Source organism: Dechloromonas sp. ZS-1 (assembly GCF_039649255.1).
GTDB lineage: Bacteria > Pseudomonadota > Gammaproteobacteria > Burkholderiales > Rhodocyclaceae > Azonexus.
On record NZ_JBDIYD010000017.1, the window covers coordinates 1 to 21,075 of the forward strand.

The 21,075-nt window shown below is 62.5% G+C and carries 18 protein-coding genes; 6 read left to right on the forward strand and 12 right to left on the reverse strand.

Annotated features, from left to right (window positions below):
* From AACO21_RS15090 to AACO21_RS15100, 3 genes are all read left to right on the forward strand, one after another.
* Positions 1–196 (forward strand): hypothetical protein (locus AACO21_RS15090; RefSeq protein ID WP_346193353.1); only part of this gene is annotated, 196 nt, incomplete at its 5' end.
* Between the two features lie 78 nt (positions 197–274).
* Positions 275–763: a hypothetical protein gene (locus AACO21_RS15095; protein WP_346193354.1), complete on the forward strand. Its 489-nt coding sequence runs from the start codon at positions 275–277 to the stop codon at positions 761–763.
* Positions 764–805: 42 nt separating this feature from the next.
* Complete coding sequence (locus AACO21_RS15100; RefSeq protein WP_346193355.1) at positions 806–1,051, forward strand: VF530 family protein; 246 nt, start codon at positions 806–808, stop codon at positions 1,049–1,051.
* Positions 1,052–1,073: 22 nt separating this feature from the next.
* Here AACO21_RS15100 and ccoG read toward each other — a convergent pair whose 3' ends face one another.
* From ccoG to AACO21_RS15145, 9 genes are all read right to left on the reverse strand, one after another.
* Positions 1,074–2,477, reverse strand: coding sequence for a cytochrome c oxidase accessory protein CcoG (gene ccoG / locus AACO21_RS15105; RefSeq protein ID WP_346193356.1), 1,404 nt, complete (start codon positions 2,475–2,477; stop codon positions 1,074–1,076).
* 143 nt (positions 2,478–2,620) lie between these two features.
* Positions 2,621–4,039, reverse strand: coding sequence for a PLP-dependent aminotransferase family protein (locus tag AACO21_RS15110; protein ID WP_346193357.1), 1,419 nt, complete (start codon positions 4,037–4,039; stop codon positions 2,621–2,623).
* A gap of 110 nt (positions 4,040–4,149) precedes the next feature.
* Complete coding sequence (locus tag AACO21_RS15115; protein WP_346193358.1) at positions 4,150–4,824, reverse strand: glutathione S-transferase family protein; 675 nt, start codon at positions 4,822–4,824, stop codon at positions 4,150–4,152.
* 72 nt (positions 4,825–4,896) lie between these two features.
* A complete protein-coding gene (locus AACO21_RS15120; protein ID WP_346193359.1) occupies positions 4,897–5,343 on the reverse strand; it encodes a PACE efflux transporter in 447 nt (148 codons plus the stop codon).
* A gap of 158 nt (positions 5,344–5,501) precedes the next feature.
* Positions 5,502–6,944, reverse strand: coding sequence for a bacteriohemerythrin (locus AACO21_RS15125; protein ID WP_346193360.1), 1,443 nt, complete (start codon positions 6,942–6,944; stop codon positions 5,502–5,504).
* Between the two features lie 47 nt (positions 6,945–6,991).
* Positions 6,992–7,555, reverse strand: a complete 564-nt coding sequence (locus AACO21_RS15130; RefSeq protein ID WP_346193361.1) for a response regulator — start codon at positions 7,553–7,555, stop codon at positions 6,992–6,994.
* On the reverse strand, positions 7,552–8,844 hold the full coding sequence (locus tag AACO21_RS15135; protein ID WP_346193362.1) for an HD domain-containing phosphohydrolase: 1,293 nt from the start codon (positions 8,842–8,844) through the stop codon (positions 7,552–7,554). Before AACO21_RS15135 ends, AACO21_RS15130 begins: the two co-directional genes overlap by 4 nt.
* Positions 8,844–12,023 carry a PAS domain S-box protein gene (locus AACO21_RS15140; protein WP_346193363.1) on the reverse strand — a complete coding sequence of 1,060 codons (3,180 nt, stop codon included), beginning with the start codon at positions 12,021–12,023 and terminating at the stop codon, positions 8,844–8,846. The genes AACO21_RS15135 and AACO21_RS15140 overlap by 1 nt, the downstream gene beginning before the upstream one ends.
* Complete coding sequence (locus AACO21_RS15145) at positions 12,016–15,015, reverse strand: EAL domain-containing protein (RefSeq protein WP_346193364.1); 3,000 nt, start codon at positions 15,013–15,015, stop codon at positions 12,016–12,018. Before AACO21_RS15145 ends, AACO21_RS15140 begins: the two co-directional genes overlap by 8 nt.
* 116 nt (positions 15,016–15,131) lie before the next feature.
* Between AACO21_RS15145 and AACO21_RS15150 the strand changes: the two genes are divergently transcribed.
* Positions 15,132–16,682, forward strand: a complete 1,551-nt coding sequence (locus AACO21_RS15150) for an ATP-binding protein (protein WP_346193365.1) — start codon at positions 15,132–15,134, stop codon at positions 16,680–16,682.
* 55 nt (positions 16,683–16,737) lie between these two features.
* On the opposite strand, the gene AACO21_RS15155 is transcribed toward AACO21_RS15150, so the two are convergent.
* From AACO21_RS15155 to AACO21_RS15165, 3 genes are read right to left on the reverse strand one after another with little or no spacing between them, the layout of a single operon-like run.
* Complete coding sequence (locus tag AACO21_RS15155; protein WP_346193366.1) at positions 16,738–17,238, reverse strand: GNAT family N-acetyltransferase; 501 nt, start codon at positions 17,236–17,238, stop codon at positions 16,738–16,740.
* A gap of 2 nt (positions 17,239–17,240) precedes the next feature.
* Positions 17,241–17,456 carry a hypothetical protein gene (locus tag AACO21_RS15160; RefSeq protein WP_346193367.1) on the reverse strand — a complete coding sequence of 72 codons (216 nt, stop codon included), beginning with the start codon at positions 17,454–17,456 and terminating at the stop codon, positions 17,241–17,243.
* The gene (locus AACO21_RS15165; RefSeq protein ID WP_346193368.1) at positions 17,453–17,665 is read right to left on the reverse strand and encodes a DUF4177 domain-containing protein; all 213 of its coding nucleotides are present in this window, start codon (positions 17,663–17,665) and stop codon (positions 17,453–17,455) included. The genes AACO21_RS15160 and AACO21_RS15165 overlap by 4 nt, the downstream gene beginning before the upstream one ends.
* A gap of 397 nt (positions 17,666–18,062) precedes the next feature.
* Between AACO21_RS15165 and AACO21_RS15170 the strand changes: the two genes are divergently transcribed.
* Both AACO21_RS15170 and AACO21_RS15175 read left to right on the forward strand, forming a co-directional pair.
* Positions 18,063–19,277: a nitrate/nitrite transporter gene (locus tag AACO21_RS15170; protein WP_346193369.1), complete on the forward strand. Its 1,215-nt coding sequence runs from the start codon at positions 18,063–18,065 to the stop codon at positions 19,275–19,277.
* A 54-nt stretch (positions 19,278–19,331) separates the two neighbouring features.
* Positions 19,332–21,020: a protein phosphatase 2C domain-containing protein gene (locus tag AACO21_RS15175; protein WP_346193370.1), complete on the forward strand. Its 1,689-nt coding sequence runs from the start codon at positions 19,332–19,334 to the stop codon at positions 21,018–21,020.
* Positions 21,021–21,075 lie beyond the last annotated feature (55 nt).

The window sequence follows — 21,075 nt, forward strand, 5'->3', positions numbered from 1 at the left end:
ACCTGCATTTCAACGGCAGCTTACAAAACCATTTCTGACAAAAATTGCTTGTAGGAAGAATGGCCGCTTCTGGCCGATTGCCGACCTCCCGCAATTTCATCTACTCCGTCGCGATCCCGCGCTGTCCGCTGATGTTTCGCTGAGGAAAGGCAATAGGGGGCGAGGTACGAGCGGACGATTGCTGCCGCCAGGCTAAAAATCTCCCACTTGCCTGCCCGGCTGGCGGTACACTTCGTCCTTTGGCGCGCCGCGCCATCCGTTTTTGAAAGTCGCCATGCATCCCATTCACGATCACGATCCTCTTTTCCTGCTTGCTGTCGGTCTGGCTGCCAAGCGCCGTCCGGCTGAACTGGTCGAGATTGTGGCGGCGATTGATTTTCTGCAGATCAAGGTGCCGCTGGAGCAGCGTTTCGTCGATAGCCTGGCGCGTTTGGGTGTGGTTGGCCTGCTGGTTGGGGACGCTGCGGGCGTGGCCTTGAGCCCGGCAGGGATGGCGCTGTTTCAGGCGCTGCCCAAGCAGGAAGACGGCGAGGCCCGCGTTTATGCGGCCAAGCAGGCGCTGGTCGATTATGTGCCGGGGGCGGAACAGGCGCCCGTGGTGGTTGAGCTTGCCGCAGTGAGTGAGGCGATTGCCGCGCATCGTGCGGCGGCGGCCAGTCGTGCGAAGAACCTGCTGGTGCCGAAGCCGAAGGCGGCGGAGACCAGCAAGGCCCGGCCGGGGCAGCGTCAGCGCAAGCCGATGCCGGCGCGCCGCAAGCGCTGATTGTCCGATGGTCAACGTCTCTCCATACCCGGATTTCAAGCCATGACGGCCTCGCCCACGCCTTCTGCCCAGCCTAATAATCCGCTGCACGGCGTCACGCTGGAAAAGCTGCTCACCGAGTTGGTCGAGCATTACGGCTGGGCGGCGCTGGGGCGGGAAATCGACATCCGCTGTTTCAACGTCGATCCGAGCATCGCCTCCAGCCTCAAGTTCCTGCGCCGCACGCCGTGGGCGCGCGAGCGGGTTGAGTCGCTCTATCTCTACATGCTGCGCCGGCGCGGCGATTGATCCGGCCGCGCCTGTCGCCCGTTCAGGGCAGGATGAAGGTGCTGTTTTCGCTGATCGGCTCGCTGCTGCCGTCATCGTCCTGAACGTGAAAGCGGATCGGCTGGCTGCCGCGTAGCGGGCCCTCTGCCGGCGCGGCGACCGTGACCGAGAGCACCAGGATGCTGCTTGGTTCCAGCGGCCAGTCGCTGCGCCCAACCAGCGCCAGACCGGGCAGGCCGCTCACCGTCAGGTGCACGCGGCGAGGCTGTTCGGCCAGATTCAGGATTTTCACCGTATAGGCGTTTTCAATCCGGCCTTCCGGGCTTTCCCGGAGCAGGGCGCCGCGGTCGCGCAGGATCTCGGCGCGCAGGGTCGGGCGCGTTTGCAGCGTCCAGGCCATGAGGAGCGTGGTGACGAGCAGCAAGGCCGCGTAGATCAGGACGCGTGGGCGTTGGCGCATGCCGGAGCGAGGCGGCGTTCCCTGATGTTCTTCTTCGGACATGAAGCGGATCAGGCCGGGGGCGGCGCCAGTTTTCAGCATGACCTGATCGCAGGCATCGATGCACAGGCCGCAGTTGATGCACTGATATTGCAGCCCGTCGCGGATGTCGATGCCGGTTGGGCAGACTTGCTCGCAGATGCCGCAATCGATGCAGGCGCCGGGTTGGGCTGTGCGCGGGCTGGCCGCCTGACGATGGCTGCGCGGCTCGCCGCGCAGCACGTCATAGCTCACCGTGCGGGTGGCGGCATCGAACATGACGCCCTGAAAGCGTGAGTAGGGGCACATGTGCTGGCAGACCGCTTCGCGGGCCAGCCCGGCCTGCACGTAGGTGAAGGCCGCGTAAAAAATCAGCCAGAAACTTTCCCAGGGGCCGACGGCCCCCTCGGCCAGCGCCGGCAGCAGTTCGCGGATAGGGGTGAAGTAACCGACAAAGCTGATCGCCGTCCACACGGCAAAGAGCAGCCACAGGCCGTGTTTGATCGACTTGAGCAGCAGCTTGCGCGGGCTGGCGGGGGCCTGATCCAGCTTCAGTCGGGCCAGATGGTCGCCTTCGATCTGCGTTTCGATCCATACGAAGAGGCTGGTGTACACCGTCTGCGGGCAGGCAAAACCGCAGAACAGCCGACCGGCGAGGGCGGTTACTAGAAAGAGCCCGGTGGCGGCCAGAATCAGAACAAAAGCCAGCAGCAAGGCATCCTGCGGCCAGAAAACCCAGCCGAAGAGGTAGAGCTTTTCGTGCGCGATGTCGAACCAGACGGCCTGACGGGTGGTGTCGCCCACGCGCCAGCTCAGCCAGCAGGTGCCATAGAAGATGATCTGGGTCAGCCAGACCATGCCCCAGCGCAGGCTGTTAAAACGCCCGCGGGTGGTTTTGGCGTGAATCGTGCCCTGTTTGCGGTACAGCGCCACTTTGGCTTCCCGCACCTTGTTGCCGGCTTGGCTCATCCCTGTTTCCTTCCTCTCGCAATGCCGGGGAATATCGCCCCGACGACCTGAGGGCGGAGTAGATCATCCGCGGCAAAATGGAAACAGATGTAGTTTGTTTGATATTGGATAGGTACAGATTGCCCGCGCCCGTACCCAGCCGCTCAGGCGGCCAGTTGGGCGCGGATGAGTTCGCCCAGGACGTCGATGGCCGCGCTTTGTCGCGCACTGTCCGGATGGCCGAAATTGAGCCGCAGGTGGTGCCGGAACTCGCGCTGCGCTGAAAAAATGGGGCCGGGGGCGATGCTGATGCCGCGTTCGAGTGCGGCCTGGTGCAGGCGCAGGGTGTCGATCTGCGCCGGTAACTCCAGCCACAGGAAGTAACCGCCTTGCGGCCGGGTCAGCCGGGTGCCGGGCGGGAAGTGCGCTTCGATGGCCTCGATCATCCGGACCGATTGTGTGAGCAGGCTGTGGCGCAGGCGGCGCAGGTGCTGGTCGTAGCCGCCGTGACGCAGGTAATCGGCGAGGGCGATCTGGATCGGCACGGCGGTGGCGAGGCTGAGCGAGAGCTTCTGGCGCTGGATCTGGCTGGCGTAGCGGCCCGCCGCCACCCAGCCGATGCGGTAACCCGGCGCCAGACTTTTGGAAAAGGAGCCGACATGCATGACCAGACCGGCGCTGTCGTCGGCCTTGGTGCAGCGCGGTGGCGTCGGGCCGAAATAGAGCTCGCCATAGACATCGTCTTCGATGAGCGGCACGTCGTACTGACGAAGCAGGGCCAGCAGGGCCTGCTTGTTGGCATCGCGCACCAGGCTGCCCGCCGGATTCGCGAAATTGAGCATGAACAGGCAGGCTTTGATCGGGTGGGTGCGCAGCGCCGTTTCGAGCGCGGGCAGGCTGACCCCGTCGCGCGGATGGCTGGGGATTTCGACCACCTTGAGGCCCAGCCGCTCGCTGGCCTGAAGGCCTGCGTAGAAGGTGGGCGATTCCACGGCAATCACGTCGCCCGGCCGGGTCACGGCCTGCAGGCAGAGATTCAGCCCTTCCATGGCGCCGGCCGTGATGATGATCTCCTGCGGCGATACCTGTGCCCCCTGGTTCAGGTAACGCAGGGCCAGCTGGCGGCGCAGCGCCTCGTTGCCGGGCGGCAGGTCGGTCACGGTGGCCAGCGGGTCGAGCTTGCGGGCGGCCTGGGCGAGAAAGCGGCCCAGCTTGTCGAGCGGGTAGTGCGTGGGTGCGGGAAAGCTGGAGCCGAGCGGCACGATGTCCGGGTCGCGCACGCTGTCGAGAATCTGGAAGATAAAATCGCTGACGGCGAGTGCGCTGGAGCCTGCGTGCGGCTGGCGCATCTCCGGCTCCGGAAACGCGGTGTTGAGGTGGGCGCGGACGAAATAGCCGGATTTGGGCCGGGCCTCGATCAGGCCGCGGCTTTCCAGCCGGTAATAGGCCTGCGTCACGGTCACCGGGCTGACGTCATGGATGCGGCAGGCCTGGCGGATCGAGGGCAGCTTGTCGCCCGGCCGCAGCGTGCCGTGGCGGATCAACCCTTCAGTCTGGTCGGCGAGGTCTTGGTAGCGGCTCATGGCGCGATGGTAGCAGGCTGCCGGCAGGGGGATTGCGCGTCGGGTGATTTTGGGGCGTGTCCGACGGTCGACCGTCGGACACGCCGGATTTTCAGTACCCCCTGCGTGCTCTAGCGCGGGCCGCCGTAGGTCTCGGCCAGTTTGTCGTAATGGGCGTGCGCCTCGCGCTCCTGAAGGGCGGCGGCACGCCAGGCGAGCAGGGCCGGATGGGCCAGCACGGTGTCACGGTAGGTTGCAGCGAGCGGCGGCAGCGGGACGTTATAGGTGTCGAAGCGGCAGGCAATGGGCGCGAACATCGCGTCGGCCGCCGTAAACGCGCCAAACAGCCAGGGGCCGTCATCCTGCGCACACTGGCTGCGCGCCTCGGTCCAGATCTCGATGATGCGGTCGATGTCGCGCTGCACATCGGCCTCCGCCGGTTTGCCGCAGAGGCGCAGCTTGAGGTTCATCGGCATGGCGCTGCGCAGGGCGGTAAAGCCGGCGTGCATTTCGGCACAGAGGCTGCGTGCCCGCGCACGGGCGCGGGCTTCGCCCGGCCAGATCGCCGGTTCGCGCTCGGCCAGTGTTTCGATGATGGCGAGGCTGTCCCAGACCTGGAAACCATCCGCCTCATGCAGGCAGGGTACGCGCCCGTTGCCGGCCAGCGGTTTGAGGGCCGGGTTGAAGGGGCGCCCGGCCACGGAGACCAGATGCTCGCGGAAGGGGATGCCGAAGTGCTGCATGAGCAGCCAGGGGCGGAGCGACCAGGAGGAGTAGTTTTTGTTGCCGATATAGAGGTCGTACATGTCAGGCTCCTTGGCAGGGGGGCGGCTGGTTTTTGCCCGCAGGATGAGGTTGACCGTCGGGCAGCGGCTTGATCAATCGGGCGCGCTGATCGGATACACCCGGTCATAGGCGAGGTTGAAAAAAAAGGCATACACCACGTAGGCAAGCGCAATGGCCATGTCGGCCAGCAGGGCTTCGAGCCAGCCCATGCCGGTCCAGAACACGATGATGGGCAGGCTGAACAGCAACAGCCCAGCCTCGAAGCCAAGGGCGTGCACGCTGCGCCAGAGCAGGGGACGGCGGTCTGCCGTCCGTCCGGTCAGGCGGCCTTCCAGCCAGTCAAAGCCGGTGTTGTAGCCGGCATTCCAGAGTGCGGCAATGAGCGCGATCACAGCCAGCAGCAGGAAGGAGTCGCCAGCCGGCACGCCACTCAGCCAGATGAAGGGCGGCGTGATCAGCAGCAGTCCGCCGACCTCGAACAGGGCAACCTGGCGGATGCGGTCGGGGAGGGTGCGTAACTGGGGGCTGGGGGCGGACATCGGTGCTGTATCGAGCAAGGTAGAACACCCGATCTTAGCCGAGCCGGGGCATCGGGTCTGTGACGGATTGTCCCCGCCGGTGCTGGGTCATGGCGGCGGCCCGGAAGCAGCGCGCCAGGCGCCTCATGGCGAACCCGGCGTGGACAGGGGCTGCCTGCTTACGCCGGAGGATGAATCGGTAGCGCGATCCGGAAGCAGCTGCCTTTGCCGGGTTCGCTGCGGACATCCAGACTGCCGCGATGTTTTTTGACCACGATGTCGTAGGAAATGGAGAGGCCGAGTCCGGTCCCCTTGCCGACCGGCTTGGTGGTGAAGAAGGGTTCGAAGATGCGTTTGCGGACCTCTTCGGGTATCCCTTTGCCGTTGTCTTCGATTTCAAACCAGACATGGCCGTTCTGTGTCCCCGAGCGCAGCGTGATGGTGCCGTGGGTCTCGATGGCCTGCGCCGCATTGACCAGAATGTTCATGAAAACCTGATTGATCTGCGCGGGGGCACAGAGGACGGGCGGGATGTCCCCCAGCTCACGGACGATGTCGGCCTTGTACTTGATTTCGTTCCAGACGACGTTCAGGGTGCTTTCAATGCCGGCGTTGAGATCCGCTTCCTGCTGGCCGGCTTCGTCGATGTGCGAAAAGTCCTTGAGATCCTGGACGATGCGCGTCACGCGGCTGAGTCCTTCCTGGGATTCGTCGATCAGCTGCGGCAGGTCTTCGCGCAGGAAGGCCAGATCGGCCGCGCGTTTGGCTTCGGCCAGACGGCTCGGTGGTGCGCCGGCAGCCACCGCTTCGTAGGCATCGATGACCTCAAACAGTTGTGCGGTGTAGGTTTTCAAGGTCCCCATGTTGGAATTGACGAAGCCCACCGGATTGTTGATCTCGTGGGCCACCCCGGCCGCCAGTTGACCGATGGCCGCCATCTTTTCCGACTGGAGGAGCTGGTTCTGGGCTTCTTCGACTTTTTGCAGCAGGGCGGTCAGCTCGCGTTGTTCGCGCGCCATCGTCTGGTTGGCTTGCCACAATTCCGCTGTCCGTTCTGCAATACGGGTCTCCAGGGTTTGATTCAGGCTGGCCAGGTGCTTGTTCTGTTCTGACAGGACACCATACAGGCGCTCCATGGCACCGAGCAGGATGGCTGCCGCCGGGTCTTCGGTGCGCACCTCGCTGGCGAATGCCTGTTCGGGCGGCGTGCCTGCACGCACAGCGGCAATTTGCCGCGCCATCAACTGATCTTCGCCGAGGATATGGACGGTCAGCCATGAAGCCAGAAAGCCGTGCAGGGTTTCTGCCGGATGGGCGAGGGTGCTGCGGGCATTCCAGAGGTTCACCACCTGTTCGACAAACTGGCGATGATGCCGGGCGTGTTCCTGCAGATGCCGGATGTCGATCCCGGCGGCGGCCATCAGCTGTTCCTCATCGGCAAAGTGACGATGGGCATACTGGGCGAGATCGTGGAAAAGGGCGGTCAGCGCTTCGGCATCCGGGTCGTTGCCGGTCTCCAGGAGCGTGCCCAGTTGATTGACCACCTCGACCAGATGCTTGTGCTGTGTGTCGACGGATTCGATGCCGGTATCAAACCGGCGATCCCATTGAAAGGCTTGCATGGCTCAGGTTTTTACGCGGATGAAGAGGGGGATGCCGAGGGGGGAATTCAATGCTGATCCAGCTCCGGGTCGAGGATGACCGAACCATCCGGCCCCCAGTGCACTTCCGTGATGCCGGGTTCCAGGGCTTCGAGGCGTTGGGCTTCGAGTTCCTCGGGGGAAACGTCACCCATTTCCTGGCGTACCAGATTGGCCAGCTCCCGGTTTTCCAGCAGGAGTTCGCGGTGGGCCAGGGCCTGGGCGATGGCGGAGAGGAGTTCGTAGTCATTCCAGGGTTTGCCGATGAAACGCTCGATGCCCACTTCGTTGACCGCACGGATCAGGGCATTCAGGTCGGCATAGCCGGAGAGGATGAGGCGGGCGGCATCGGGCTGGATCTGCTTGGCCGCCTTGAGAAATTCGATGCCGTCCATTTCCGGCATGCGGTAGTCGCTGATGAATAAATCGAAATCTTCTTCACGCGCGCGCGCCAGGGCCGCTTTGGCGGACGTGCAGGTTTCGATGTCAAGCACGTAGGACTTGCCGCCGAATGAACAGGGGGCAACGCGCAACAGGCGTTTCAGGGACTTCAGGATCGACTCTTCGTCGTCGACGAGCAGGATCCGGCTCATGCTTCCTCCTGGCGGATATACAGCGTATAGGGACGCTGGTCGGTGGTTTCGAGTTTGATCAGTTGCTGAATGATGTCAGCCGTCAGGCTGCATCCCGCAGCCAGGAGCAGGAAGCCATCGTGATGGTTCAGTTCCCGGCTGAGGGTCATGCCCGGTTTGAGGTGCATGGGGCGCATCGGCACTTCCCGGATGGCACCGCGGTTCTGTTCGGTGATGTAGGCCGCAAAGGCATCCACGACCAGCGGGTCGTAGCGTTTGCTGCGGTTGTCGATCAGGAAGGCCAGCGCATCCTCCGCCTTTAACGGGCGTTGGGCCAAGGTGCCCAGTTGCAGGGCATCGTAGTCATTGACCACGGCGAGAATGCGGGCGCCGATCGGGATGGCCATCCCGGCCAGGCGGTCAGGGTAGCCATTGCCATCGTACTGCTCGTGGTGATGGCGGATGATCTGGGCGCAATCGCGCAGTTTTTCGATCGGCATCAGGATGCTTTGACCGAGTCCCGCGTGTTTCATGACCAGAGCCCGGTGTTCCGGAGTAAGCAGGTTGAAGGGCTTGTCGAGCAGATCATCCGGCAGGCCGATTTTGCCGATGTCGTGCAGCAGGCCGGCGAGCATGATGTTTTGCACGTCGCTGTCAGCGAGCGCCATGCGTTTGGCGACAATCCGGGCGTGTTCGGCGACACGGCGTCCATGCCCGGCCAATTGCCGGCCTGCCTGTCCGGCCCGCAATTCGACCAGACCGGCGCAGACCTGAACGGTGGCGAGGAAGGTTTTTTTCAGCTCGCTCAGCGCCTCGCGCACTTCCTCGGTGCGTTCTGCGACTTTGGTTTCCAGGCTGGCATTGAGTGTTTTCAGGGCGTCGTTCTGTGCCTGGGTCAGCTCGGTCAGGCGCTGGTTTTCATTGAGCAGGCGCTGGCGTTCCAGGGCCTCGCGCACGATCAGGACAATCTCCGCGTCATCCCAGGGCTTCGAGATGTAGCGGTAGATTTCCCCTTCGTTGATCGCGGCGATGGTCGAGCTGATATCGGCATAGCCGGTCAGCAGGATGCGTACGATGCCCGGCCAGCGGGTGCGGACTTCCTTGAGAAAGTGGGCACCGTCCATCTCCGGCATGCGCATGTCGGAGATGACCAGGTCGACGCTTTCCGTGGCCAGCGTATCGATTCCCGCCTGGCCGCTCTCTGCAACGAGGATGCGGTAACCGTGGGGGCGGAACAGGCGCCGGAGCGATGACAGGATGCTGGGTTCGTCATCGACGAACAACAGGGTGGCGGGGGTGGCCTCGCTCATTATTGTGTTTCCTCTGGGTCAGGCTGGGCTGGCGGTGCAGCAACATGGGGGAGGAGAATGCGGAAGGTGGTGCCGACGCCAAGCTCGCTCTCAACTTCAATCTTGCCATGATGTCGTTCTACGATGCTATACGAGAGCGAGAGTCCCAGCCCGGTTCCTTTGCCGACCGGCTTGGTCGTGAAGAAGGGATTGAATATCCGGGTCAGGTTTTCCTTGGGAATGCCGCACCCCGTATCGCTGATTTCGATGCACAGCTGATGGCTATCCGTCTGCCGCGTCCGGATGGTGATGGTGCCTTGCTGCTCGATGGCATGGCTGGCATTGACCAGCAGGTTCATGAACACCTGGTTGAGTTGGGAAATCAGGCAGTAGGTCGGGGGCAAGTCCCCGTATTCCTTGACCACCTTGCATTTGTACTTGAGTTCATTCCAGACGATATTGAGCGTGGAATCGAGGCCTTCATGCAGGTTGGCCAGTTGCCACTCCTGTTCGCCGACGCGTGAGAAATTCTTGAGGTCCTGGACGATCTTCTTGACGCGGGCGAGTCCGTCCTTCGATTCGGCAATCAGCTGGAAGATGTCGGCACGCAGGTAGTCGAAATCGATTTCTTCCCTGTGGCGCGCCAGTCGTTCCAGTGCTGGATGATCCTTGCCGAGGTTGTCGGTCAGTTGCTGGTAGGTTTCGATCAAACCCATCAGGTCATTCAGATAGGCGTCCAGTGTGCCGAGATTGGAGTGAACAAACCCAATCGGGTTATTCAGCTCGTGGGCGACACCGGCGGCAAGCTGTCCGATGGACGCCATTTTTTCCGATTGCAGCAACTGATTATTCGCCTCTTCCAGCCGTTTGTTCAGGGATTGCTGCTCAGCCAGGGCGGAGGAGAGTCGCATCTGCTGCTGCTTGCGCTCGGTAATGTCGGTCAAGACACCGTCGTACCAGAGCACATGGCCCGCCTCGTCACGCGTGACCCGCGTCCGGTCGACCACCCAGATCGGTTCCCCCGTCCGGGTCATCAGCCGGTATTCCTGTTCGTAGCAGGGCTTGCCCTGTGCCGTGTTTTGGGTGACTTCCTCGACAATGCGTGCCAGGTCATCCGGATGGACGATATCGGCGAATGCCGGCTCTCCCGCCATCAGATCCGCAGGGATATAGCCCCACTGGCTGACGTTATCGGAGACAAAGGCGACGGGCCATCCCTCCTCGGCCAGCCAGCGGAAGCAGACAATCGGGCTGGCATTGACGACCTGAGCTGCGGCCTGGAGCGCTTTTTCGCTGCGCTGGCGCTGAATGATCCGCCAGGTTTCATTACCCAGAAGCTGCGCGGTTTCGACATCCCGGTCCTGATAGGGGCGGGCGGCATTGCCCACGCCCATCAGGACTTTCACGTTCCCGTTTTCGATGATGGGGACGCAGATGAAACGCATCAGAGGCGTGTGTCCGTCGGGGAGGACGCCGCGCTTTGCCGCATGAGGGTAGTCATTCACGATGAGCGGTGTTTTGGTACGAGCCGCGTCAGCCCAGATGCCTGCTTCATCGATCGGATAGTGGCGGTCCGGGGCTGCTTTGCAGCCCTGTGTCAGCGTGGCGGATGACCAGGTGACCAGTTCGATACTGAGGCCATCGTCGTTGATGAAATGAATGAAGCCGATCTTGCTCTCGGTCAGGGCTTCCAGGCGATCCAGCACGGCTTGCATGAACTGTGGCTCATCCCTGACTTCCGCAAGTTTGGGCAGTTCAAGCAACACATTGGCGCGATGGCTGAAGCGGTCGTTTTCCTGTTCTGCCTCTTGGCGCGCGGTGACATCTTCAAGGATGGTCACGAAGTAATCCGGGCTGCCATCCGGGCGGCGAATCAGATGCGAAGTGATATCGGTATAAATGGCGCTGCCATCGGCCCGGATCAGGCGCTTGCGCATGCTGTAGCTGGGTTGTTGGCCGTTCAGGGTGGCCTCGAAGGCGGCCAGGTTGAGCGACAGGTCATCCGGGTGGGTCAATTCCGTCCATAAGCGCCCTTGCAAGGCATCGGCGGTGTAGCCGAGCATGTGGCATAGCGCCGGGTTGACCGTCAGCCAGCGCTTGTCCGGGGACGAGGTGGCCATCCCGACCAGGGCATTATCGAAGATGGCCTGGTAGCGAAGTTCCCGGGACTGTTCCCGTTGTTGTTGCCGGGCCAGCAAGGTGCTGCCGATGGCGAGGAGGATGACCAAGCTGCCGATGGCCAGCCAGATGCGTTGATGTTGGCTGGGCAACACCGTCAGGAGTTGTTCCTGAGGCAGGTAGGAAACAATGATCCAGCGATAGGGCATGGGATCGACGGCCTGGAGCGTGGGGCTGTGCGTCTCCAGCGGTTGCACTGTTTCAAAGGTCCAGAGCCCATCCGCCAACTCGAATTGGCCCGCCATGTCCTGAAAACGTGACCAGGCTTCAGGGTGCCGAACCGGCAGGCTGCGCGCCGTATCGCCGACCATGAAACCCCACTCATCCTGAGGGTCGACTGCATGCAACCAATAGCCGGCACCATCCAGCAATGAAAACTGATTGCCAAACGTGTGGGTCGTTGCCTCGAAATGCCGGAGCATCTCGTCACCGAGGTAATTCAGGACGAGCAGGCCGCGCGTTTCGCCCCGCTCATCGGCGATGCTGGCGGCCAGACGCAGTGTCGGCTTGAAGGGGCGTTCGATTTCCTGATGTTCGACATTCAGCGACAGGCGTGACAGGTAGAGTTTGCCCGGCGGGCTTGCCATGGCCACCTTGAAGTAGGCTTCGTCCTGCTCATGCCTGAGTGTGGCGGCAGGCGCAATCTGGGCTTGTCCCTGATACAGCTCGACCCGGGTGAGTTCATCGCCTTTGGCATCGACCCAGCGTACCGAGTCGTAGATTTTGCGTGACCGGATAAAGTTGGCGAGTTCCGCCTGCAGGCGGCTCACGTTCTGCGGCGTCGAAGCCGTGGCCATGTCCTGCACGCTGTTATTGCGCCGCAGGTATTCCATGTCGGCAACAAGCATCTGGATGTGCGGGAGCAGGGCCTGTGCGCCCAAGCCAACCGCCATGCGTTGTTCCGCCTTGATGTCGTTGAGCCGGTGCTGGCGCTCGCTTTCGATGATGAACCAGGCGCCGACCACAATGATCAGCGCGCCGGGCACGAAGTAGCGCAGGAAGATCTGGATAAACTTAGACATCCGTTTTGCCTTCCTGAGCTTGTTGCATCAGATCCCTGGCCAGCCTGAAGGCTTCGCGGATTTGTTCGCGCAGTTCGTCGTCCTCCCACGGTTTGGTCAGGAACTTGTAGATGGCGCCTCGGTTGATGGCGGCCTTGACGGAGTCGATTTCGGTATAGCCCGTCAGCACGATGCGCATGGTCGACGGGTAGAGCAGACGCACCCGGGAGAAAAACTCGGTACCGGTCATGTCCGGCATGCGCTGGTCGGAAACAATCACCTGAACTTTGTTTTGGGCCAGGATTTCGAAGGCTGCGAGCGGGGATGCCGCCGTCAGGATCCGGTACCCCTCGCGGCGGAGCAGGCGGGTCAATGCACTCAGGACATTCGGTTCGTCGTCTACCAGAACCAGGGTTTGCTGGTCCTCGCCCGGCATTTCTGCCAGCTTCAGGCAGGGATTGCCGGCCAGCAGGGTTTCGAAATCCGGCGGCGGAAGGGGGCGGCTGTACAAATAGCCTTGCATCGCATCACAGCGTCGAGCGCGCAGAAAGCGTGCCTGAGCTTCGGTTTCAACCCCCTCGGCGAGCACGTTCAGGTTCAGGCTGCGTGCCATCACGATGGCCGCGGTTGCAATGGCAGCGTTGACCGGGTTTTCCGTGATGTCGCGGACAAAGCCCTGATCGATTTTGAGCTTGTCGAAGGGGAAGCGGGAGAGGTAGGCCAGCGAGGAATAACCGGTTCCGAAATCATCCAGTGACAATTTGATGCCGAGCCCCTTGAGTGCATGGGCATGGGCGATGGCTCGATCAATGTCCTCGATGAAGGCGCTTTCCGTGATTTCGAGTTCCAATGCGGCGGGGGGAAGCCCGCTCTGCCGGAGGATCTGCTCCACCTGGGCGACCAGATTCTCCTGCCTGAACTGGCGTGTCGACAGGTTGACCGCCACGCGCAGATGGATCAGGCCCAGATCAAGCCAGCGCCGTGTCTGAATGCACGCTGTTTGCATGACCCACTCGCCAATGGGCAGGATTAGCCCGGTTTCTTCCGCAATGGGGATGAATTCGCTGGGTGAAATCGCGCCGTATTCCGGATGTATCCAGCGCAGCAGCGCTTCCATTCCGGTCAGCTGGCCGGTCGATAAACTGACTTGCGGCTGGTAGACCAGATGCAGTTCGTTGCGGCTGAGTGCATCCCGTAGTGCGACTTCGAGGCTGAGGCGGCGGGCTGCATCCGCGTCCATGTTGGGCGAGTAAAAACGGAAACTGTTGCCGCCGCTTTCCTTGGCACGGTCGAGGGCAATATTGGCCGCCTTCAGCAATTGTTCTGCCGTGTTGCCATCCCGCGGTGCGACGCTGATCCCGATGCTGGCGCTCAGGGAGAGTGGAACACCGTTGATCTCGAATGGAATCGAAATGGCTTCCAGGACACGCTGCGCCAGGGTGATCGCATCATGCTCCTGGGCCACATTCGCCATGACGAAGCCGAATTCGTTGCCATGGCGACGGCCGATCGTATCGCCTTCGCGCACCTGCAAGGCCAGACGCCGTCCGACTTCGGTCAGTACTTCATCGCCAACCGGTGCCCCCAGGGTCTCGTTGATCAGTCGGAAACGGTCCAGATCCAGCAGAATCACGGCTGTCCGACGCTTGAAGCGCTGCATGTTGAGCAGTGCCTGTTCCAGCCGGTCAGCGAAGAGGGTGCGGTTCGGCAGATCGGTGAGCGGATCGAAGGTGGCCAGGTACTGAATGCGGCTGGCAGCTTCCTGCCTTTCCGAGAGGTCGGTCAGAATGCCGATGTAATTCGTGATGGTCTGATGTTCGTTACGGATGGCGGAAATATTGAGCCACTCAGTAATCAGTTGGCCATCTTTCCGGCGATTGATGATTTCACCTTGCCAGGTACCGGTGTCGTTCAGGCTTTGCCAAAGTGCAGCGTAGAACGCCTGGTTGTGCTGGCCGGATTTCAGAAAACTCGGGTTCTTGCCCAGCACTTCATGGGCACTGTAGCCGGTGACGCGGGTGAAGGCCGTATTGACCATGACGATGCTGGAGGAGGCATCGGTGATCACGACGCTGTCCTGAATGCCGGTCAGCACGGTGCCGGAGAGGCGGTGTTCGGCTTCTTGCTGACGGCGTGCTGTCACATCCGCCATGATCCCGGTCAGCAGGGCGCGTTCCGGGGAGGCGCAGGGGCGCCTGCGTCCCTGTAGCTCAATCCAGCGCCAGTGGCCGTCACCGTCCTGCATGCGGCATTCCAGATGGACGATGTCCTGTTTTGTGTCCAGAAATTCGCTCAGGCGCGCCCGGTCATCCGGGTGCATCAGGGCCAGCCATTGCTCGGGGGTCGCAGGCTCGCAGGCCAGCCCAAAGGCCTCGCTCAGGCTCACGCTCCAGTGCAAGCGTCCGGGCGGACCAGGGTGGTATTCCCAGACGGCCAGGCCAGAGGCAGCGAGGGTCAGTTCCAGACGTTCGCTCAAGGCCGTGTTCTGTTCCTGGCGATGATGCACTTCGGCGGCGAGGTCGGCATTTTGCGCAGCCAGCATCCGGCGGCTGCGCTGCAGTTCAAGCTGGACCTTGACCCGGGCCAGCAGGACGGCTGGGCGGATCGGCTTGGCAATGTAATCGACGGCGCCTTCTTCAAGGCCGGCCTGCTCGTCTTCGGCTGAATCCAGGGCGGTCAGGAAGATCACCGGGATGCCGGCAGTCTCGGGCGTGCTGCGCAGTGCGGCCAGTACCTGATGGCCATCCATGCCGGGCATCATGACATCAAGCAGGATCAGATCGGGCCGGGGATGCGCATGCGCGTGCGCCAAGGCGGACGTGCCGTTTTCTGCCGTACGGACGTCGATTTCGAGATCGCCGATAATTGTTTTGACCAGCTCCAGATTGAGCGGATGGTCATCGACAATCAGGACGACAGGTCGCTGTTCGATTGATGCAAATTGCGATGTTTCACGCATGCCGGTTTCTCCCCCCATGCCCTTTAGTTTGGCGTGCCCAGGGCGCTTGAGCAAGGCTTTATGCTTATTTTGCCAAGTTTGTACAATCCGGTACTTCCAGGGTAATACGAACAGCACCGGGTTGTCGGAATCTCCCTATAATTCATACGCCCTTATCGAAATCAGACAACGTGCATCAGCCTGCTGCATCTCCCCACATCCGTGTGCCCCGTGTCGTGCGCGAACGGCGTTGGTGGCTGTTGCCACTGACGCTTTGGCTATCGGGGTGTCTGCTCTACTACAGCAGTCATGTCCGGGATTTGCAGGCGCATAGCGAACAGATTGCCATTGAGGGCGCGCGCAACATGTTTCGCATGGTGGTCCTCACGCGTAACTGGAATGCCAGCCATGGCGGGGTGTATGTGCCGGTTACCTCGCGCACACCGCCCAATCCTCATCTGGACCATCCCAAGCGGGACCTGGTCGCCCAGGATGGGACGGTGCTGACGATGATCAATCCGGCGTACATGACCCGCCTGATTGCAGAAATGGCGGAAGCCAGCAATGGTGCGCAGTTTCGTCTGACCAGCCTGAAGCCGATTCGCCCCGAGAACCAGGCCGATGCATGGGAAACCGCCGCCTTGAAGGGGTTTGAGCAAGGGGTTCTGGAAACCTGGGGAATTGAACACCAGGAAGAAGGGCCGCGCTTGCGCTATATGGCGCCTCTGACAGTCAAACAGGCCTGTCTGGCCTGTCATGCCCGTCAGGGTTACCAGCTTGGCGATGTGCGCGGTGGCATCAGTGTCAGCCAGGACTATGCGCCGATTGCGGCCGCGGTGGCCCATCAGCGGGTAGAAATGGGCGTGGTGACGCTGGCGATTTGCGCCGGTGTCGCGATGCTGGGGTGGTTTTTGCTCGAAATGTTGCGCCGCCGCTGGCTGGAGTTGGCGGGCAAGGTGGCGGAACTGGAGGCTGCGCACGTTCAGTTGCTGCAATCTGAAAAACTGGCCTCGATTGGTCAGCTGGCGGCCGGGGTGGCGCATGAAATCAATAATCCGGTCGGTTTCGTGAAATCCAACCTGAATGCCCTGCAACGCTATGCTCAGCAGATGCAGGCGTTGCTGGATACCGGCCGGGCCCGTCCCCTGGGCGAAGCAGACTATGCCGCCGCCGACTACGATTACCTGAAGGACGACTTGCGGGCCCTGATCGATGAGTCGCAGGACGGCTTGGTCCGGGTTCAGAAAATCGTGGCCGATCTCAAGGATTTCTCCCGTGTGGATCAGGCGGAACGGGCCGATGCTGATCTCAATGCAGGGATCGAGAGCACCTTGAACGTGGTCTGGAATGAGCTCAAGTACAAGGCCGAGGTGGTGCGCGATTTTGCAGAATTGCCGCCCGTGAATTGCGTTCAGGCGCAAATCAATCAGGTGGTCATGAACCTGCTGGTCAATGCGGCGCAGGCCATTCCGGAGCGAGGCACGATTACGGTCAGGACGCGCCTGGAGGGTGATTTTGTGAGGATTGAGGTGTGTGATTCGGGGTGCGGCATTGCGCCCGAACATCTCGGTCGCATCTTCGACCCCTTCTTCACCACCAAGGCGGTGGGGAAAGGCACGGGGCTTGGTCTGTCGCTGTCTTACGACATCGTCCAGAAGCATGGCGGACGTATCGAAGTGGAGAGTCAGGTTGGCGCAGGCACCTGCTTCCGCGTTTTCCTGCCGTGTGTCGCTCCGGCTTGATCCGGTCGCTTGCCTTGGCGAACGCGCTTGTTCTGCAGAGGGAAGGGGCGGGCGCTTAAAGGCTTAGCCCGAGGAAAGCCGTGCCCGGGATCGGATTGTGGCTGACCGGCGCAGCGGGCAGGAAACCGAGCTGGGCATAGAGGGCGCGGGCTGCGGTGAATTCCGGCAGGACGTCGAGGCGCAGTTCGTGATAGCCGGCGTTGCGGGCCTGCGCGATGAGGGTCGTGACCAGTTGGCGGCCGAGTCCCAGACCGCGTGCCAGCGGGCGTACATACACCCGCTTCATTTCCCCGATGACGGCATCGACCGGGCGCAGGGCGGCGCAGCCGGCCAGTTCTCCTGCTACCCAGGCGAGCAGAATACAGCCGCGCGGGCCGGCGTAGCTGCCGGGAAGCTGGGCGAATTCGCGGGTGTAGTCCTGGAATGTCAGATCCGCCTTGGGGCTGGCCACGTACTCGCTGAATATCTCGAGCACGGCTGACCGGTCGGCCGGAAAACTCGCGGCGCGAATCTCGATTGGGCGCTCGATTGGCTGCCCGGATGGGCGGGGGGCCATGTTCAGCCGTCCAGATAGCCGTCATCCTTCATCTTCCGCTCTGCCAGGTAGTCCCGGATGGCGAGCGTGACGAGCAGGATGATGCCGATCAGGATGCCGGCGGTGATCGTGATCTTGATGAACTGTTCGGCCGGCATCAGGCTGAGCCAGAGCTGGGCGATGGCCAGGCCGGCCCAGCCGACGGCAATGGCCAGCGCGGCAATCAGGCCGCTTTTCATGCGTCGCGTTCCATCACGACGACGTAGGCTTCACGGCGCCAGAGCAGCAGCATGCGGCGGATGTCCTTTTCCATGGTGACGACGCGCCAGCCCTGGCGGGCATTCTGATTGAGGAAGTCGGTGAAGCGCACCGGATCGACCTTGGAAGCACCGAAAATCAGGGAGCCGAGCAGGCCTTCCTGGTAAATCACGACTTTGTATTCTTTCATGGGCGGTTTTCCTTAAATGACGGGAGAGTGTAGCCCAAATTGATTTTCCAATGGCATGTTCGGCGTGCCAGCGGCCTTGGCCCGGAGGGGCCTGCCGCGGCTTGCCTGCGGGCTGCGCCGGCGCAGGCGGGTAGATGCGCCCGCTTGGTGCGTCAGGCATCCGGTACGCACCGACTTGGCGAGGCGCGCCTTGTTTTGGTGCGCGCGCTACCGAGAGGTGGTGTGCGATGTCATTGAAATCAATGGGTTGGCTACCTGGCACAGGCCTTGCGCTAGGACACCCAGTACAGCGATCAGGCCGCCAACGGGGGCGGGTTCATGGCAAGGGCGTCATGCGCTGATTCCGCAATCCCCCCTTCACGACCGTCTTGCGGTCAACTGAAAAAGAGGCGCCAAAATGGACAAGAAATCGTTTCTCAAGGCCGGCCACACGCCCACGCTGCTGGCGGCATTTCTCTACTTCGATCTGGCTTTCATGGTATGGGTCCTGCTCGGGCCCCTGGCCATCGGGATCGCCAAGGATCTCGGCTTGTCGCATGCCGAAAAGGGCCTGATGGTGGCGACGCCGGTGCTGGCCGGGGCGCTGCTGCGCATGGTGATGGGCGTGCTGGTTGATCGCCTGTCGCCGAAGAAGGCGGCGATCATCGGTCAGGTGATCGTCATTGCCGCGCTGGCCTATGCCTGGCTGGTCGGCGTGCATTCCTTCAAGGAGGTGCTGATCCTCGGCGTCTTCCTCGGGGTGGCCGGTTCTTCGTTTGCGGCGGCCTTGCCGCTTGCCTCGCGCTGGTATCCGCCAGAGCATCAGGGAACGGCCATGGGCATCGCCGGGGCCGGTAACTCCGGGACCGCCTTTGCCGCGCTGTTTGCCCCGGGCCTGGCCATGGCGTATGGCTGGACCAATGTTTTCGGGCTGGCGCTGATTCCGTTGATCATTGTTTTCATCGCCTTCCTGATCCTCGCCAAGGACGCGCCGGATGCCCCGCCGCCGAAGACGCTGGCTGAATACCTGAAGGTCCTGAAGGACAAGGATGCCTGGTGGTTCATGTTCTTCTATTCGGTGACCTTTGGCGGTTTTGTCGGTCTGGCTTCTTCGCTGGTCATCTACTTCAACACCCAGTACGGTCTGGATCCGAAGATGGCCGGTTTCTTCACCGCCGGCTGTGTCTTTGCCGGGTCGCTGGTGCGCCCGATCGGCGGCAACGTGGCGGATCGTATCGGTGGCGTGAAATCGCTGACCGTGATGTATGTCTTCGCCGCTATCTTCCTCGCCATCGTCAGCTTCGGTCTGCCGGAAGCCTGGATGGCGCTGATCGTCTTCGTGTGTGCCATGCTGGCGCTCGGCATGGGCAACGGTGCGGTGTTCCAGCTGGTGCCGCAGCGCTTCAAGAAGGAAATCGGCGTGATGACCGGTCTGGTCGGCATGGCCGGTGGGGTGGGAGGCTTCTACCTGGCCTCCAGCTTGGGTTACGCCAAGCAGCTGACTGGCAGCTACCAGGCCGGTTTCCTGATCTTCGCCGGCCTGGCCGTGCTGGCCCTGCTCGGCCTGACCGGTGTCAAAACCCGCTGGCGTACGACGTGGGGCGCGAGCCATCTGACCACCGCCAAAATTTGATGTGAATGCCGGGTTGACCGTCGGGAGACGGTCAACCGGTTTGAGGAGCCCGAAATGCCGCTGGATATTGCCGTTGGACATGCATCCCTGACCGGCCCGCGCGAGCGGAACGAGGACTACTGCGGCGTCGCCACGCCGAGTGGTCTGGAGCTGGAGAACAAGGGCGCGATGGCCGCGGTGGCCGATGGCATCGGGGGCCACAAGGGCGGGCAGGAAGCGTCCGAATACACGGTGCGCGGCCTGCTCTCCGATTACTTCGCGACGCCCGATACCTGGAGCGTGCCGCGTGCCATCGAAACGGTGAGCACGGCGCTCAACCGCTGGGTGATTGCCGAAGGCAACCGCAATCCGGCCCTCGCTGGCATGGCGACCACCTTGTCGGTGCTGGTCGTGCGCGGTCGGCGCTATTACACGGCACACATCGGCGACTCCCGCATCTATCGACTGCAAGGCGGGCGATTGCAGCAACTGACCGTCGATCACACCTGGGAACACCCGGAACTGAGCAATGTGCTGTCGCGCGCCATCGGCCTCGATCCGCGTGTGCTGATGGATTTCGGTGATGGCGAACTGGCGCTGGGCGACCGTTTCCTGCTCGTCTCGGATGGCGTCTATGGCGTCTTGCCGGATGCCCTGATGGCCGAGGTGCTGCTCGATCATCCGGAACCGCAGGCCGCGGCGGCGGCCCTGACCAGCCTGGCGGTGGCCGAGGGCGGCCATGACAACGCGACGGCGGTGGTGCTCGACATCCTCGCGCTGGCCCCGGAAAACCTGCGGGACAGCCTGGAGGGCGCCGCCAGCCTGCCCTTGCTGCCGCGTCTGAAGGTCGGGCAGGAGGTCGATGGCCTGATCGTGGAGGACGTCCTGCACGATGCCCGAGAAACCCTGGTGTATCGGGTGCGCCATGCGCGCAACGGGCAGCAGTTGGTCCTCAAGACCTTGCAGCCGACGATGGTCGGCGATAAAACGGCGATCACCGCCTTGCTCATGGAAGAGTGGCGGGCGCGACGCGTCGTGTCACCGTATTTCCCGCAAGTGGTGCCGGCCGAGCAGCGCAGCGGTTTGTACTACCTGATGACCTGGCATGCCGGCGCCACGCTGGCGCAGCGCATCGAGTCCGGTCAGCACTTCCCGGTGGGGGAGGTGGTCCGCCTGGGCATCCATCTGCTGAAGGCGATTTCCGCCCTGCATCGCCTTGATATCGTGCATCGCGATATCAAGACGGACAATGTGCATCTGGGGCAGGACGGCCAGTTGCGCGTGCTGGACCTGGGGGTGGCGTTGAGCCTGGGCGAATTGCAGCCGGGCGACGAGCCGGGCACGGCGGGGACGCCGTCCTATCTCGCTCCCGAGTGCTTCGAGGGCGCAGCCCCGACGACGGGGCTCGATCTGTATGCGGCGGGCGTGCTGCTCTACCACCTGCTGACCCGCAAATATCCCTATGGCGAAATCGAGCCCTTCCAGAAGCCCAAGTTTGGCGAGCCGGCGCGGCCGACGCGCTGGCGCCCGGAGATCCCCGGCTGGCTGGAGAACATCCTGCTCAAGGCTGTGGCCAGACTGCCGGAGGACCGTTTCGAAACGGCCGAGGAGTTTCTGCTCGCGCTGGAGCGCGGCCCCAGCCGGCCTGTCTCGGCGCCGGGCAAGCAGCCGCTGATCCAGCGCAATCCCCTGCGTTTCTGGAAGAGCGTGGCCGGTCTCTCGCTGGCGCTGAATCTGGTCCTCGTGCTCTGGTTGAACCGCTGAGCACGGCTGTTGCCGTGCGGCCGGTGCCTTTCCGGGTATCCGGCGACGGGGCAAC

Excerpts from the sequence above, each read along its gene's own strand:
- AACO21_RS15095 (WP_346193354.1), top strand. The coding sequence starts at position 275 with ATGCATCCCATTCACGATCACGATCCTCTTTTCCTGCTTGCTGTCGGT.
- AACO21_RS15100 (WP_346193355.1), top strand. The coding sequence starts at position 806 with ATGACGGCCTCGCCCACGCCTTCTGCCCAGCCTAATAATCCGCTGCAC.
- ccoG (WP_346193356.1), bottom strand. The coding sequence starts at position 2,477 with ATGAGCCAAGCCGGCAACAAGGTGCGGGAAGCCAAAGTGGCGCTGTAC.
- AACO21_RS15110 (WP_346193357.1), bottom strand. The coding sequence starts at position 4,039 with ATGAGCCGCTACCAAGACCTCGCCGACCAGACTGAAGGGTTGATCCGC.
- AACO21_RS15115 (WP_346193358.1), bottom strand. The coding sequence starts at position 4,824 with ATGTACGACCTCTATATCGGCAACAAAAACTACTCCTCCTGGTCGCTC.
- AACO21_RS15120 (WP_346193359.1), bottom strand. The coding sequence starts at position 5,343 with ATGTCCGCCCCCAGCCCCCAGTTACGCACCCTCCCCGACCGCATCCGC.
- AACO21_RS15125 (WP_346193360.1), bottom strand. The coding sequence starts at position 6,944 with ATGCAAGCCTTTCAATGGGATCGCCGGTTTGATACCGGCATCGAATCC.
- AACO21_RS15130 (WP_346193361.1), bottom strand. The coding sequence starts at position 7,555 with ATGAGCCGGATCCTGCTCGTCGACGACGAAGAGTCGATCCTGAAGTCC.
- AACO21_RS15135 (WP_346193362.1), bottom strand. The coding sequence starts at position 8,844 with ATGAGCGAGGCCACCCCCGCCACCCTGTTGTTCGTCGATGACGAACCC.
- AACO21_RS15140 (WP_346193363.1), bottom strand. The coding sequence starts at position 12,023 with ATGTCTAAGTTTATCCAGATCTTCCTGCGCTACTTCGTGCCCGGCGCG.
- AACO21_RS15155 (WP_346193366.1), bottom strand. The coding sequence starts at position 17,238 with ATGGCCCCCCGCCCATCCGGGCAGCCAATCGAGCGCCCAATCGAGATT.
- AACO21_RS15160 (WP_346193367.1), bottom strand. The coding sequence starts at position 17,456 with ATGAAAAGCGGCCTGATTGCCGCGCTGGCCATTGCCGTCGGCTGGGCC.
- AACO21_RS15165 (WP_346193368.1), bottom strand. The coding sequence starts at position 17,665 with ATGAAAGAATACAAAGTCGTGATTTACCAGGAAGGCCTGCTCGGCTCC.
- AACO21_RS15170 (WP_346193369.1), top strand. The coding sequence starts at position 18,063 with ATGGACAAGAAATCGTTTCTCAAGGCCGGCCACACGCCCACGCTGCTG.
- AACO21_RS15175 (WP_346193370.1), top strand. The coding sequence starts at position 19,332 with ATGCCGCTGGATATTGCCGTTGGACATGCATCCCTGACCGGCCCGCGC.